Source organism: Aestuariivivens insulae (assembly GCF_022662195.1).
In the GTDB taxonomy this organism is placed as follows: Bacteria; Bacteroidota; Bacteroidia; order Flavobacteriales; family Flavobacteriaceae; genus Aestuariivivens; species Aestuariivivens insulae.
Genome location: NZ_JAKMCS010000004.1, coordinates 60,631 through 74,976, shown reverse-complemented (window position 1 = coordinate 74,976; position 14,346 = coordinate 60,631). Strand labels below are relative to the sequence as shown.

The 14,346-nt window shown below is 32.7% G+C and carries 21 protein-coding genes; 13 read left to right on the top strand and 8 right to left on the bottom strand.

All coding sequences use genetic code 11. The annotated features are described in order from the left end of the window. Window positions 1-204: 204 nt before the first annotated feature. Window positions 205-1,398 (top strand): site-specific integrase, encoded by a 1,194-nt coding sequence (locus MR062_RS06350; RefSeq protein WP_242203255.1) that lies wholly within the window; start codon window positions 205-207, stop codon window positions 1,396-1,398. Here MR062_RS06350 and MR062_RS06345 read toward each other — a convergent pair whose 3' ends face one another. Together MR062_RS06345 and MR062_RS06340 are read right to left on the bottom strand one after the other, a co-directional pair. After that, window positions 1,399-1,740 carry a hypothetical protein gene (locus MR062_RS06345; protein ID WP_242203254.1) on the bottom strand — a complete coding sequence of 114 codons (342 nt, stop codon included), beginning with the start codon at window positions 1,738-1,740 and terminating at the stop codon, window positions 1,399-1,401. It abuts the gene before it with no gap. A gap of 138 nt (window positions 1,741-1,878) precedes the next feature. Further along, on the bottom strand, window positions 1,879-2,280 hold the full coding sequence (locus MR062_RS06340) for a hypothetical protein (protein WP_242203253.1): 402 nt from the start codon (window positions 2,278-2,280) through the stop codon (window positions 1,879-1,881). Between the two features lie 347 nt (window positions 2,281-2,627). On the opposite strand from MR062_RS06340, the gene MR062_RS06335 reads away from it, so the two are divergent. Then, window positions 2,628-3,200 carry an outer membrane beta-barrel protein gene (locus MR062_RS06335; RefSeq protein WP_242203252.1) on the top strand — a complete coding sequence of 191 codons (573 nt, stop codon included), beginning with the start codon at window positions 2,628-2,630 and terminating at the stop codon, window positions 3,198-3,200. A gap of 207 nt (window positions 3,201-3,407) precedes the next feature. Here the strand turns inward: MR062_RS06335 and MR062_RS06330 are convergent, their stop codons facing one another. The 6 genes from MR062_RS06330 to MR062_RS06305 all read right to left on the bottom strand — a co-directional run bounded on the left by MR062_RS06330 (window position 3,408) and on the right by MR062_RS06305 (window position 7,448). Next, window positions 3,408-4,367, bottom strand: coding sequence for a HaeIII family restriction endonuclease (locus MR062_RS06330; RefSeq protein WP_242203251.1), 960 nt, complete (start codon window positions 4,365-4,367; stop codon window positions 3,408-3,410). Between the two features lie 6 nt (window positions 4,368-4,373). Then, window positions 4,374-5,420 (bottom strand): DNA cytosine methyltransferase, encoded by a 1,047-nt coding sequence (locus MR062_RS06325; protein ID WP_242203250.1) that lies wholly within the window; start codon window positions 5,418-5,420, stop codon window positions 4,374-4,376. After that, window positions 5,417-5,746 (bottom strand): helix-turn-helix domain-containing protein, encoded by a 330-nt coding sequence (locus tag MR062_RS06320; RefSeq protein ID WP_242203249.1) that lies wholly within the window; start codon window positions 5,744-5,746, stop codon window positions 5,417-5,419. Before MR062_RS06320 ends, MR062_RS06325 begins: the two co-directional genes overlap by 4 nt. Before the next feature lie 119 nt (window positions 5,747-5,865). Further along, window positions 5,866-6,468, bottom strand: coding sequence for a hypothetical protein (locus tag MR062_RS06315; protein WP_242203248.1), 603 nt, complete (start codon window positions 6,466-6,468; stop codon window positions 5,866-5,868). 258 nt (window positions 6,469-6,726) lie between these two features. Further along, window positions 6,727-6,975, bottom strand: coding sequence for a hypothetical protein (locus MR062_RS06310; protein ID WP_242203247.1), 249 nt, complete (start codon window positions 6,973-6,975; stop codon window positions 6,727-6,729). 230 nt (window positions 6,976-7,205) lie between these two features. Continuing rightward, a complete protein-coding gene (locus tag MR062_RS06305; RefSeq protein ID WP_242203246.1) occupies window positions 7,206-7,448 on the bottom strand; it encodes a helix-turn-helix domain-containing protein in 243 nt (80 codons plus the stop codon). Between the two features lie 114 nt (window positions 7,449-7,562). Here MR062_RS06305 and MR062_RS06300 point away from each other — a divergent pair, with 114 nt between their 5' ends. The 11 genes from MR062_RS06300 to MR062_RS06250 all read left to right on the top strand — a co-directional run bounded on the left by MR062_RS06300 (window position 7,563) and on the right by MR062_RS06250 (window position 14,306). Continuing rightward, window positions 7,563-8,423, top strand: coding sequence for a hypothetical protein (locus MR062_RS06300; RefSeq protein ID WP_242203245.1), 861 nt, complete (start codon window positions 7,563-7,565; stop codon window positions 8,421-8,423). 35 nt (window positions 8,424-8,458) lie between these two features. Further along, a complete protein-coding gene (locus tag MR062_RS06295; RefSeq protein WP_242203244.1) occupies window positions 8,459-8,881 on the top strand; it encodes a hypothetical protein in 423 nt (140 codons plus the stop codon). A gap of 5 nt (window positions 8,882-8,886) precedes the next feature. Continuing rightward, window positions 8,887-9,234, top strand: coding sequence for a hypothetical protein (locus tag MR062_RS06290; RefSeq protein WP_242203243.1), 348 nt, complete (start codon window positions 8,887-8,889; stop codon window positions 9,232-9,234). 11 nt (window positions 9,235-9,245) lie between these two features. Further along, complete coding sequence (locus MR062_RS06285) at window positions 9,246-9,632, top strand: hypothetical protein (RefSeq protein WP_242203242.1); 387 nt, start codon at window positions 9,246-9,248, stop codon at window positions 9,630-9,632. A gap of 2 nt (window positions 9,633-9,634) precedes the next feature. Beyond that, the gene (locus MR062_RS06280; protein WP_242203241.1) at window positions 9,635-9,973 is read left to right on the top strand and encodes a hypothetical protein; all 339 of its coding nucleotides are present in this window, start codon (window positions 9,635-9,637) and stop codon (window positions 9,971-9,973) included. A 9-nt stretch (window positions 9,974-9,982) separates the two neighbouring features. After that, entirely contained in the window at window positions 9,983-10,414 is a 432-nt protein-coding gene (locus tag MR062_RS06275) for a hypothetical protein (RefSeq protein ID WP_242203240.1), read from the top strand. A gap of 214 nt (window positions 10,415-10,628) precedes the next feature. Next, a complete protein-coding gene (locus tag MR062_RS06270; protein WP_242203239.1) occupies window positions 10,629-11,039 on the top strand; it encodes a hypothetical protein in 411 nt (136 codons plus the stop codon). A 111-nt stretch (window positions 11,040-11,150) separates the two neighbouring features. Further along, window positions 11,151-11,888, top strand: a complete 738-nt coding sequence (locus MR062_RS06265; RefSeq protein ID WP_242203238.1) for an AAA family ATPase — start codon at window positions 11,151-11,153, stop codon at window positions 11,886-11,888. A gap of 110 nt (window positions 11,889-11,998) precedes the next feature. Next, complete coding sequence (locus MR062_RS06260) at window positions 11,999-12,253, top strand: hypothetical protein (RefSeq protein WP_242203237.1); 255 nt, start codon at window positions 11,999-12,001, stop codon at window positions 12,251-12,253. Window positions 12,254-12,547: 294 nt separating this feature from the next. Next, window positions 12,548-13,663 (top strand): AAA family ATPase, encoded by a 1,116-nt coding sequence (locus MR062_RS06255; RefSeq protein WP_242203236.1) that lies wholly within the window; start codon window positions 12,548-12,550, stop codon window positions 13,661-13,663. Then, a complete protein-coding gene (locus MR062_RS06250; protein ID WP_242203235.1) occupies window positions 13,656-14,306 on the top strand; it encodes an NUMOD1 domain-containing DNA-binding protein in 651 nt (216 codons plus the stop codon). Before MR062_RS06255 ends, MR062_RS06250 begins: the two co-directional genes overlap by 8 nt. Window positions 14,307-14,346: the final 40 nt, after the last annotated feature.

Genomic DNA, 14,346 nt, shown 5'->3' with positions numbered 1-14,346 from the left:
TTGTTTAAAGATAATTCATACATATTAATTATCAAAATATAGTTTGACAAACCTATTTTAATTATTATTCTTTTGTTGTTTATTCCTGTTAAAACAGGATTATGTTTTAAAATGCCAACTTGTCAAGTTTTTTCTTCTAAAAAAGACACCTATTGAGGTACCAACTACAAATTAAAAGACACCCATTTTTAAAATTTAATTATCATGAAACTCAATATATTATTCAATATTAATAAGCGTAAAGCAAACCGTAAAGGTTTATGTGCCATAATGTGTAGAATCACCTATAATAAGATTAGGAGAGTATTCTCTACAGGACTATTCATCAACCCTAAACACTGGAGCAGGAAACAACAATACGTTGAACCACCAGAACCAGATGCAGAATTAAAGAACACACAATTAAGCCTGATTAAGACCAAACTTAGTCAGGCTTTTTTAATGCTACAGGTTAAGGAAGAAAGTTTTACCGTAGAGGACATATACCTGCAATATAAAGGAGAAAAAACACAAAAGGAGCAAGGAGCCGTAGAAGCCTTTAAACGCTATCTAGAGTCCTTAAAAAAGCTAATCGGTATTGATATACAAAGAGCTACGTGGATAAAATTTGATTATGCGTATAAACATGTAAAGGATTTTATAAAGCATAAACATAAGCGTAATGATTTCCCTTTAAATAAGTTGAAATTACAGTTCTTAGCCGATTTTGAGTACTATCTAAAGACAGAGAAAGGTTTGGGTCAAGCTACTATTAACAAGATGATACAGCGCTTTAGAAAGCCTATTAGGATTGCTGTAGCTGAAGGTCACTTGGATAAAGACCCGTTTATGCTCTACAAGGCTAAAAGAACCAAGAACAGTATAGTATTCCTTTCTCCAGAGGAGCTTAAAAAGCTTGAAGTACATGAGTTTTCACAACCTAGGTTAAAGTTTGTAAAGAACTTATTTGTTTTTTGTTGCTATACAGGGTTACCGTACAGGGAACTTATGGATTTGGAGCCTAAACATATTGTAATTGGTTTTGATGGTAACAGGTGGATAAAGATGAACAGGAAGAAAACATCCAAAGCCTTATCCGTTCCATTATTACCTAAAGCAGAAGCTATATTGGATAAGTATTTAAGTGATGAAAACCATGTGTTTCCTAGGATTAGTAACCAAAAGTACAATTCTTATCTGAAGGAAATTGGCGCTATTGTGGGTATTGATAAAAAGCTAACCACCCATATGGCTAGAAGGACTTTTGCTAGTACTGTATTGTTATATAATGATGTGCCAATGGAGATTGTTAGTGAACTACTTGGGCATAGTAATATGAAAATAACACAAGATAGCTATGGAAAGGTAGTCCAAAGGAGGATTAGTCTTGAAATGGAAAGGTTAAAGGGAGGTGGCTAATTAATTGGTAGAGTACTTCACTCTAATAGTTGCTTTATGAAAAATAAACTCAGTTTCTGTTTCAGTAAATTCAATATCATCAACAAAAATTGCATAGGAATCCTCATTGATTCCAGTAAGGATTTCTCCTGTAAATTTTATTATTTCAGTGTCTGGGTCGTCCTTAATTTCATGGAGTGTCTCCCATGTGAAGTTAAGTTCCTCTAGTCTAACTGTTACAGTAGTTTTATAGGTCATATCATTAGACTTAATATGATTTTCAAATCCAATCAAAACTAATTTCATGTCTGGGTTCTCTGAAATAATAACACACTGGCCAGGCTCCATTACAAATGATTCCATGGAGTTTTTGTTAAAGCATTTAATTGATTCTTCATTTTCATCTACACTACTGGAACATGCTAAGAGTGTAATTCCCAAAAGTAAATAACAAAGATGTTTTGCTTTATTCATGACTATTGTTAATTAATACAATACTGCTTATTTTTCTTCAATATTATATTCTACAGATATTAAATTAATAGAGTTTAATTTTCCTAAATCATGTGAGTCTTCTTCATCAAAACTAAGAGTGCAGGTGGAATTAGCTTCTATTTCATAGCAAGGAGATTTATTAGAGGAGAAAAGGGTTGTTACAAAGCCATCAGCATTTTGGGTTATTCTATAAAACCCGTTAATAGCTACATCATTTGGATTTTGGAATTCTATTTCATAGCGTAATCTTGATGTGTTGTTACCTGTGTCTGGTGTAAACTCCCAATATATGACGTTATGTGTTACCTCTTTTAATGCTACCTCTTCAGGTTGGCTATCTGAGTTGGAACAAGAGAATGTGAATACAGTAATAGATAAGATAGAGCATAAAAACTTCAGAAGCTTCATAAATAGATTATATAATACGGTGTTATTTAGTGTTCAAATATAGGGAAATAACTTACGTCTACAAGTAGTCATTTAACTAATTTTAAAAGAGGATTAGTTGGTTTATTAATAGGATTTCTAAGAAGGTAAAATAAATAGTAGGTAGGGTGGGTAGGTGGTTTTTAGTAAAAAGTTATTGGGGTTAAATGGTTTTTAGATTTTAACCTGCCTACCTTGCCCTAACTATAAATAAGGTAAAGTGTAGCACAGAAGAGGATTAGTTTGGAGATAAAAAAAATAAGAAGCTCTTCCTGATAAGTCTGCTTTTATTATTCCTACATTTGTCTTGATTTTAAACCTCTTATTTTATGAAAAGAACCTTATTCTTTATCTTGCTTTTAGTATTATTTAAAGGTTTTTCCCAGGATTCAAAATTTACCGTAGGATTAAATCACCCCATCCCGTTTGATCACAATTTCATTAATGATTTTTATAATGGTGTTATAGATACTGAATTTAACTATAAGGCTTATAAAAACAGTGTTTTAAGTTTGGGTTTGGCTCTAAATGTAGGTGTTTTAAAGAGTGATGACTCTGTAATTGAATTTAATATTAAGTCCTATGTTATCCAGCCTAAAATATTTGTTGAGTTTAACGTTTTAAAATTTAATCCTTATTTAAGGTTGGGATATTCCTCAATGATTTTTAAAACCAAAGGAAGAGATGATAAAATTGGTGGACATTATGGTGTCGCTATGAGTTTTAATAATACCCAAAGTGGATTAAATATTAATCCAGGGTTAAAGTATAATATATATAATGGCTTTTTTGTGCAAGCTCAGTATGATTATATTTTATTAGAGGTTGAGAAACCGATAGTTAACTCTAGGTATAACGGAGCAGTTCATATTATTAAAATTGGATTGGGCGTTAATATTTAGGAGGACTAGCTAGGTGATTAATAGGTTGAAGGAGAGTGGTTAGCTCCTCTTTTCAAAATTATGGGATTGAGCAACGGTTACCATAGCTAACCCATTGGCTTTTTTATTCAGTTTGTTTTTTCAGCATTAAAGACATACTCTTTAGCAATTTTTGGTTTTAGCATTGGCTGGCGCGAATTGCATATGTTTATGGCTTTAGGCGTTGCATTATGCTATAAAAATATGATTAGTAAATAAGGTATGAGGTGCGCTCACTAGATTAATGTCAAATTTCAAAGATGCCTCAACTCTTGAACTTGCATTGTGTATCCTGAACGATATTTGCCAACCTTCGTTTAATGAAACTAATAATGTTGTAGTTGAATTGTCTTGGTAAACAATTTCGATTAGTCTTGTTGGAAGTTTCAGTTTCGGAATTTTAGCTTTAGGTTTTATGGATTCAAAAGGTAAATTCAGTGAACCGTTAAGATTGTATGCCTGAATTTCAACTTTTTTCTTTCCCTTGATTACTTTATAGAAATCCTCATTACCAATCAAATACTGAACTAAATTTTCGGCAACAATATTTGGGTTTTCTTTGTCAAGTCGTAAAAGCTCTTTTCGAAAAGCATTTAAAATGGGCACATAGACTACTTCGTGCATATTATCAATCGAAATCCATTTAGTGGATTTATCTTTTGTTTTTAGGTCAGTCAACATATCAAAAATTGGCTTGATTTCATTGAAATAATTTTGTGAGCAAGGAACTCCCAACCACTTTTTCCCAAAGTCAATATTTAATGATAATCTTGAATGTTTTACGGCTCTGTGATTATTTTTTGCAGAAATTCCAATTTCCCATTTTTGAAGTGAACGAATCATTAAAACATCACGAACATCTCCTGTTTGTCCTGCTTGGTCGCTAACAATTTCTAAAACCAAAACGTCATTTTCATTGATGCCGTTTGATAGCCTTGGTTCAATATCGATTAAAAAGTTAATTGCTGCACTTGCTGTAATCCTAAAAGTATCTTGTTCGTCCTCAATAAAAGAATCGAAACAACCTTTAGCATTTTGATAAGGTTCATTTTCGCTGATTGAAACGCTCGTAATGTTCTTTAAGCGTTCATAAAACTCTAAAAGTAAAGCATACTCAAACGCTTTTCCATTAATAGTCTGACTTGCCATACTTTATTATAATGTATTTTCTAATTCTAAAATTTCTTTTTTTGTTTTCGTAAATGACTTTTTGACACTTTCAATTTGAGATTTGATGCTCAACGCCATGTGTTTTGCAAGATTTACTGGAACCGCATTTCCAATCATTTTGTAACCTGCTGAAATGTTATCATATTGGAAATCAAAATTGTCTGGAAAAGTCTGTATCCTTGCACACTCTCTTACACTTAAACGTCTATATAAATGCTCTTTTCCTTTGACAAATTCACGAACATTTTGTTCAATAAAATTCATTTTAGGTGCTTGTGGATGCAATGGCGCGTGTCTTCCACCTGCTTGAATAGTAAATGACTGTTCATCCCAACTTCTTACACGGTTTCTTGACATAAACATAGATGAAAAACCACCAATCATATATTCGTGATTGGAAACTTTACAATTTTCTTTATTGGTTTTATTGCCTTCTTTTGCAGGGACAACACTATCTTTTAAATCTGATATTGCTTGTTCAAGTGTAATCTTTTCTTTTAATGGTTTTGGAAATTGAAATTTAAAATCGAGGTCTTTTCTTATTCCTACAAAAAACACTCTTTTTCTGTCTTGTGGAACTTCAAAGTCAGATGCGTTGAGCATTTTGAATGATAGTTCATATCCAATTCCTGCATTTTTAAATAGTTCTTTGATGTTTTTTAAAGCCTCACTATGTCTACCTAAAAGCATTCCACTCACATTTTCTGCAAGGAAAAACTTAGGTTGTTTGGCTTCTAAAATTCTGATAAAGTCGAAAAATAACTGTCCACGTTTGTCATTAATTCCACGTAAAGAACCTGCTTCACTCCAGCTTTGGCAAGGTGGACCTCCAATAATTCCATCACATTCTGGTACTTGGTTAGCTGGAATGTCTACAATGCTTCTTCTATCTAAAGTTGTGCTTGGGTGGTTTTTTTCATAGGTTTCCCAAATTTCTTTGTCATATTCATTAGCCCAAATCACATCAAAACCTGCTTTTTGAAATCCAAGGTCAAGTCCGCCTGCTCCTGCAAAAAATGATACTATTTTCATACTGTTTTTTCTGTTTGAAAGTTTTTATTTAGGGTTCTACGATATTCTGCTTTTTCTTCAGCAACTTTCAATAGTTGTTTTGTGCAATTTGTTTCGTAAATTTTTTTTCCGAGTTGGTCGGTAATATATTCGTTTCGCAGGTCTTTTAGGTTGAGACCAAATATTTTTGCCAATTTTGGCAGTCTTTTTTCGTCAAAATCTCGTATTCCGTTTTCTATTTTGCTCAAATTTGCAGAGTCCAAATTCAGTTTGGCTGCTAGTTGAGTTAATGTGAGTTCCTTTTCGGTTCTTAGAAGTCGGATGTATTCACCAAATGTGGTTTTCATAAGACTTGTCATTTTTTGACAAATCTAAATAATTTTCTCAATATTCAAGTAGTGTTGAGGGAAAATTTTAGCTCTTTTGGTTTTTAGAATAAATAGGTTTTTGATTTTTTAGCACCTCATTAGGGCTTTTTGAATAATAATCTCCTTTTTAACTCCCAATCGGAGAGATTATAAAAATCCTTAAAAGGCAGTTCTTTTTTTTCTTCAGCCTCATGAAGTCTAGTATACCAATAAGAGTTAAACATACCAGATTTTAAATAGATGTAAATTGTTTGTTTTCTGCTATAGTAGTAGTGTCTTATGTCATCTACGTAAAAATAATCACAACCCACTTTTTCTTTAATAAATGGTAGGTCCATATTTTCTCCAATTCTAGGAATGTAATTAAGTTTTTTGCATTTAAATGAAGCGTATTCTTTATTGTTTTGTAAGTAAAAATAAATTTCAGAGGATTTAAAATCTAACTCAACGTCTTCATCGGAACTAAAAAGAATATTATACATATCAATTAACCGTTTCCTTATATGGTAAGATTTGATGCGAGTATCTTGTTCTATTTGCTTAAAACTGGGCAGGGGTATATCATCGTCTAAATAATCTTCTTTATCTAAATAGTTTAATATTTCCATGTAATTTTTATTGTCCTTAAATTTCTCCTTGACTTGTTCCTTGATATATAATAAGTCTAACATAATCCGTCTAACTGATGTTCTTCTTTCCATGATAGTTATGATTTATAAATTTATTATGAATGCTGCAAAACTGTGGTTTAATGAAAAAATATCATTTGTTGGCAACATAAATTTAATAAACCTAGATTAGTAGCGAGAGCCTAGGATTAAATTATATTCTCTGAGTAATTTAAATCTATTAGATAAGTGATAAAAGTATTTAGAACTTGACAAGTTGGTGACAACTAATCCACTTTTTTATCAAAATTGAAGAGGTCTAATCTTTTAAAAGTGTTATTTACTATAATATTAAAAAGGATTAATATCCAAATGTAGCACTTCTTCGGTCTCAATTATTGGTAAGGTTAACCTTGAATATTTGTGATAGGCATCATAGAAACTCAGGCTATATTCTTTTTGCTCAATTTTGCTTTCCGTAAACTTCATTATAGGAATTAATTGTCCTTTAGAATTATGTTTAGCGCATTTTACCATACGTTTAAAGAATTTGTAAAACCTTTTCTTAGTAGGGAAATCAACAGAAACATTATCAGCCATTAAATATGGTTTGAAAGACTTAGGTTTAAAAGTTATGCAAGAATTAATTAATTCAGATTTAATTTGATCAATTGTAAACTTTTCAATCATAAATATAAGCATAATACTTATCTAAAATATGTATTGAAAGTTAAGTTTGCAAGATAAAATTGGAATTAATAACAAAGGACTATATTGGTTCAGACATGATAATAAGCCTACTTTTTATCAAAATGGAGAGGTCTGTTATTCTATTCTTCAGAATAAAGCAAGTCATTAACTGTAACTTGTAAAGCTTCTGCAAACTTCATTAATGTAGTAAACCCCATTTCAACCCTGCCTCTTTCATATCTTCTAACAGCAGAGGGGTCTATATTCAACAACACGGCTACGTCCATTTGGGTCATATTTCTTTCATTACGTAAAAACTTTATACGCCTACCCAATTTAATAATTGTTTCAGAATCAAAATTATCTAATGGTTTTTTAGCCATAGAACAAATTTGCTCTATTTGATAAAAAAACAGCAGAACATATATGTTCTGTCAAATATGTTTTTTTTATATTTATTAACCAAAATACTATCCGTTAACTTAAAACTTAAACCAATGAAAACAACATTTTTAAAAACAAGTATGTTACTGCTGTTCCTTATAACAGCCTGTAGCAGTAATGAAAGCACCAATGACAATCAAGAAGAACCTCCTAAACAAAATGGGAAGTACATTAAAAAAATTCTAAAGAAAGACCCGTCAAGTTATGATGATGGCTCACAGTTTATCTATGAGAACGATAGGCTTACCTATGTATACCTAGATAACTGTAGCGGAACATTGTACCACTTTGAATATAACAGTGCTGGAAAAGTCTCAAAGCGCTATGATGGGTTTACAAGTTTTGAGGGAGGCACTTTTGATCCAAATACTTTTGACCTAGATGCTTTTAAGGCTAAAAACGACACCTATGTGTTAAACTTTGTATATGAAAATAAAAAGCTTGTCAAGATGCAGGCAGATGGAACATTTATAAATTACCAATTTATTTATAATTCCGATGGAACCTTACATACGGCAGAATGGTTTCTAAGGGAAATAGGTCTATGGGAGAAAGTGACCTTAACCTATTCAGGTGGAAATATAAGTAACCTAAACAAAAAGGAGTACGATACATCAGGGGAGTTAAATGATAATTATGATTACACCTTTGAATATGATAACAACCCCAATCCATTTTTTCAATTGAACCAGGGCTTTGGCATACTTGGAATCTATACCTGTACAGGGTTTGACTATATCTCTTCGGAGGATATGGGTTTAAAGCTTTTCAGGAACAACGTTACCAAAGTATATAAGAATGGGGAATTATTGTATGATGCCACCTATCAATACGATAAAGAAGGCTATCCCGCTAGAATAAGCTATACTGATTTTAACGGCAATATTTCAAGTGTAGATATAATTACCTATTAAAGCTAAAGCATTAACAAAATAAATAAACAAATACAATGTCCTATATTTTAAGTTTAGAGAACAACCCATTGCTTTTCATGAATCAATTAATTAACACACATATAAATGTTGGTCAAAAAGTTCCATTATGCAATTCCGATTTTGATATATTAATAGAAAATCTTGGGGTTCTTGTTGAAACATATAACACACATTTGCCAAACACCAAATTCATTAATAGAGATAAATTGGACATCATATTGGATAGTTGCTATGGTGATGTCCCATTGTTCATAATGATGATGTATTTGGCAGATGTTGATGATGATATAATACCAATGTTATTGGTTAATATCAATGAACTGTATGCCATTATTCAGCAATCTTATAATCAAATTGTGAATGAGGATTCCAAAAGTAAATATGGCAGTGATGTTAATTTTATTGTTGTTTCTATTTTGGAAGAATTAAGAGCATAGGTTTTATGGAATTGAAGGAATTAACAAAAGGGGTCTTGGGTGCTTTTGAGGAACTTAACATTGATCGCCTGAATAAACTTGATGAATTATACTATTCCCATAGTACAAAACAAGAATTCATTACAGAACTTCAAAAGCTTTTTGATGGCTTAATGAAACAGGGAGTAAATTCACTTATAGCGAAACCTTCTAAATGTAAATATTGTTATCCAACTGCTAAAGCTTATAGCTTTCACCACCCTGAAACAGATGAATTTATTATTAGATATGTTATTCATCAAGAAACTGAAGATGAATTTAGGATTGAAGAGTGCAGAAATAGACCTCTTAGAGAAGGTAGCATGCCTTTTTAAAATAAAACAACATGAAGACAATAATAATATTGGCAATGGTGCTTAACATTGCCATCCAACAAAATAACACAGTAAAGTATCCTTCTAAAGGTTCAAAACAAATAAGTCTATATGATATTGCAAAAGATTCAACTAGTGCAAAATACAGGATTTCTAATACTGGTTCAACAGAATTGGGAAGAAATACCAGTTATGGAGAAAGTAAATATGACTATGGATTAAATCCAAGTTTATCATTAAATGAAGGAGAAGATCTAGAGGAACTGATTATAAGAAACAGGGAAGAAAACAAAAGAAAGGAGCAATATAAATTCGTTTCTATTACCGTTATTGTCCTTGCCATTGTTACAATAATGATTTTTCTATTAAAGCTAATGAAAAAGGAAAGCAATAATTAGATATGGGATCAACCGTTAAGGCAATCTGTAAATGTGGTTATGAAAAGGAATCCTCAGTAGGGGGCGGTATGCTTAACTATAGAACGGTACAGTACTTTCCTTGTTATTGCACTAATTGTAAGGATTTGGTGGAGGGCAATTTAAAAGCTGAGCCCTTGGTTTGTCCAGACTGCAACTCACGGAAAGTTATCCCTTATAACAATAAAAAGCTTATTGGCAAAAAGGGTAAAAATGAAATTGTACAAAGCTTCGATAACATCCTAACAGATGGCTATTATAGATGTCCAAGCTGTGACAGTTTTAACCTTCAGTTTAAAATAGGCGCTATCCTTTGGGATTAAATAAATATTATGGGAATTCTATTCAAGTTTAGTGCATTGGTGCTGATTATGTGCCTTAACTTGGGACTATATGCCCAAGGGTTTAACGGTACATATGTAAGCCAAAGGGCCAGCTATACAGACCATGCCAATCCAAATGAGGATTTTACGGAAAGCACCAAGTTCAATATTGCAATAGCTATTGATGGAGAAAAAGGTGTAGGGGACATCATCGTCCAAGACCCAAGGATACCTAATAAGATATTAGCCTATAGGGTGGTGGAACCAGTTGAAACCATTGAAAAGGACAATATACAATACCACATATATCAATGCCTAGCCGAACATTTAGATGGACAGGCAAGAGAAAAGGTAACCTTCTACAAAAAACAGGGGAAGCTCAACCTAATGGTTTCCTCCAAAGGTTCAAGCCAGTTATTTTTTGATCTGGTCAAGCAATAAAAAAATTTTTTTTACCCAAATTTCAGATCGGTTTTGAGTTTTTGAAACCATCAATATTTTGTTGGTACCCCCCATTCTTTTTCAATTTTAAAAATTTGGAACCAACGTAAGCGTGGTTTAATCTAAAGATCACCCCCTACTCGCATTTGTTTCTGTTCCATCCCCCCGTGGTTTGGACATGAAAATTATTTATTAACGATTAAACATTTTTACAATGGTACAAAGACAGAACAAGGAAACAGGATTATTTGAAATCCATATTCCAGCAAGTATTACAGAGATCAGGGAAGAAGTATTGACCCTAAACAACCACAAGGAAACCCCTTATCATTTGGGAACAGCCAAGATCAAATACCCAGATGGTGGCGAAGAGGACATTTTGACCCGTTTTTACAGCAGGAGCATTATGGCACACCCAGATATCTTTAAAGTGGGCAAGCGTATCAGCCTAGCCATACAGGCTGAAGGGGACTATGCAGGGAGGGCTGTGGCACAATTGCCAGGAGCATCCGTGGATATAGAAAGATTGCTGGGCAAGAAACCAACAGAAGCCATTCCGCTAACACCATTGGCAGAAGAAAGCATTGTAGGGGAGCATGTGGTTGATGAAGAAGTGGTGGCATGACAACGATCAAGAAGACTTAAACGAGGGCTACAGTGATGTGGCTCTTTTTTTTATGTCACAAATTATTAGATAGTGTAATCAAAAAAAGTATAAACAATAAACAATTCAATTATGGAACTAAGAAAATCAGAACGAAAAAAAGTAAAAATAAAATTAGCCATTCAAGGATGTTCAGGAACTGGCAAGACTTATTCAAGTTTATTATTGGCTAAGGGTTTGACTAATGATGATTATTCTAAAGTAGCAGTTATAGATTCAGAAGGTGGTTCAGCTGACCTTTACGCCCACCTAGGGGATTTTAATGTCTTAACTCTAAAACCTCCTTACTGCCCAAGTAAATATATTAAAGCCATTGATTTATGTATAAATCAAGGTATTGAAGTTATTGTTTTGGATTCAATTTCTCATTGCTGGACATACCTTTTGGAGCTTCACTCAAAGCTTGATGGTAAAAATTCATTTATGAACTGGAAACAAATTACCCCTTTACAGGATGAATTTATAAATAAAATATTATATGCAGATGTCCATATAATTGCCACTATGAGAACTAAACAGAATTATGTTTTAAATAATATTAATGGGAAGATAGTACCTGAAAAAATTGGCTTAAAGGCTATACAAAGGAATGACATAGAGTTTGAATTTTCCTTGGTTTTTAAAATTGACTCAGAACATTTTGCTAAAGTTACCAAGAACAGAACATCTCTTTTTGAATCCAGTGATAAGTTTATAATTAACTCTGGAACAGGTAAAAAAATTCGTGAATGGTGTAATAATGAGCTGAAGTTTGAAAAGGATTCTCAGGTTATTCGAAAGGAAGAAATAGTTGAAGGAAAAAATGCGTGAAAAGGTAAATAATACAGCTTTTTTGCAACAAGTTACCCAGCTGAATGTATTTCGTCAAATTAATATTATAGCTGTTTATGAAGAAAATCATCTAAAAAACAAAATATAAAATGAACGAAAAGGAATTGGCTGAATGGCTCAGATATAGCAATCCTAAGGAGCTTTACGTGGTGACATGGAACAATCTGTTGAAGTTGTTGTTTTGCCCTTTTAAAGTACTTGTATTGCAGGATGTGGGTGACCTAAAAACTGGTCAGGAAGTATGGGTCGAAGAGGTAAAGGTGACTATGGAACTTAAAACTGTGTATAAGATTAAAGGGCAGTTTTACTATTACCATCATTTTGAGATTATAGTAGATGATTAAATCAATCCAACAATTTTTAAATCACCAAAAATAAAAGTAATCGATATTTTTAGTACTTTTGTAATTCACTGGTTAAGAGCCTATGAGTTTTAACAGTACATTGGTGGCAATAGAGCCTTAAAAAAGCCAAATAACTATCTTAACCCCTTTCAATTTTTTTTATCGGTTTAACCTGTAATGTTGCGTGTATTGCGCAAGTTACGTGTAATTAGTATATAAAAATTTTAGGATCAATCCTATTTACGATGGTGCTATTATTAATTTTTTGCGTTAATAGGGCGTATATAAAAGTAAATGAAAGAGCAAAGTATGGAGAAAACGAAGAGAGAAAGCTCTATATATGATGTAAAAAGTCCTATTCAATTAGGTGAAGTTTTGAAAAACGAACCAGAGCCAAAATTTTATTGGCGAGGAATCGAAGATGTGTCATTTGGATACTTTTTCGGACCTAGTAAATCTGGGAAAACTATATTTTCTGAAAATTTAGCCATGTCACTAGCTACAGGAAGAAATCAATTTTTCGGTAGTGAATTGATTGCAGAACCAAAGAAGGTTCTGATAGCTAATTTTGAGGAAAATTATAGAAATAGAACTCGAAGAATGAATAATCAAATGAAATCTTTAACAGAGGAAGAATGCAAGTTGTTTAATGGCAACGTTCTTCTATCTGCACAGGATTTTCCAAGATTTTTATATTCTAAAGAAGACTGGAAAGGATTTGAGAATTTGGTTAATTTAAAAAAGCCGAATGTAGTCATTGTGGATAGTTTAACCAGAATTGTTAATGCAGATATAACGAGTAGAGATGCTTGTAAAGATGTGCTAGCTAGGCTGAGAAATTTGGCATATGATAATTCTATTTGTTTAATAGTTATTCATCATGCCAATAAACTATCCGGAGGTCCGCTGACCATGGAAAGTATGGCCGGGAGTTCTGTGATGTCACAGGAAGCGGATTTTTCTATAGGATTCAATTGGAATCAAGTAACCAATGAGAGGTATTTAAAAGAAGTTTTTTATCGTTATGTGGAACCCAAGGATATGGTTCTTACGTATGAAATTTCAAATGATACCAATTGGTTAATTCCAAAAGAATCTAAGTTTGAACATAAAGTTATTTCGAACTTAGGAGAGGAGTCAGCTTCTTATTATGATATGGTAATTGATTATTTAGAGTCAAAAGCCGTTGAAAATAATAAGGTGACTGAGGAATTAGAATATTTTGAAATTAGAAGTTCCGAATTAAAACGGGAGTTTGTTTCAAATAATACAATTCCAAGCAGAAGCTTTGATTATACGCTTAGAAATGTAGTCAAGAATGGTGTTTTAACACCAAAAGGACCAAAAGGAAATTATGTTTATGATTTGAGTAAAGAGCAACTTACGCAAGTTGCGCAACAAAATGAGTAAGCATATACTGTATTTGGTAGAAAACAAGGAAAATGGTAAAGTGTATGTGGGTGCTACGTCATCTACCGTTGAAAAACGTAGACTTGATCATGAAAGAAGGTCAACTTCAAATAGGCTGAACCAGTTTCAGGAGGCTATCAGGACTTATGGTCCTGAAGCCTTCAACTGGCAGCAAATTGATACAGTTTACTCAATTGATGAGCTAGCCCAAAAGGAAAAACTTTATATATTGGAGTTTAATGCCAAAGAAGATGGGTATAACGAAGATTGTGGAGGGGGATTTAAAAAATCAGTGTATCAATACTCCTTAAACGATGGAAGCCTGATAAGCAGGTATGATTGTTTGGATGATGCTAGTAAAGCAATAAATTCAACCAAACAGCATATTTCCAGGGCTTGTTTAAATGTAAACAAAATTTATGGAGGCTATTATTGGAGTTATGAATTTAAGAAACCGTTTGCTCCTGAAATCGATTCCAGAAGAAAGGAAGTATGTCAATATTCATTAGGAGGACAATTATTGGCTTCTTATGAATCAGCTTCTGAAGCTTCGAGGCAATCAGGCGTTTCAAAAACATGTATTACCAGATGTTGTAGAGGCGAAAGAGAAAAATCAGGAGGGTTTAAATGGACTTACCGTTAGTTCAAAAAATCAATATTAATTAAATTTTAAGGGTAGCAGA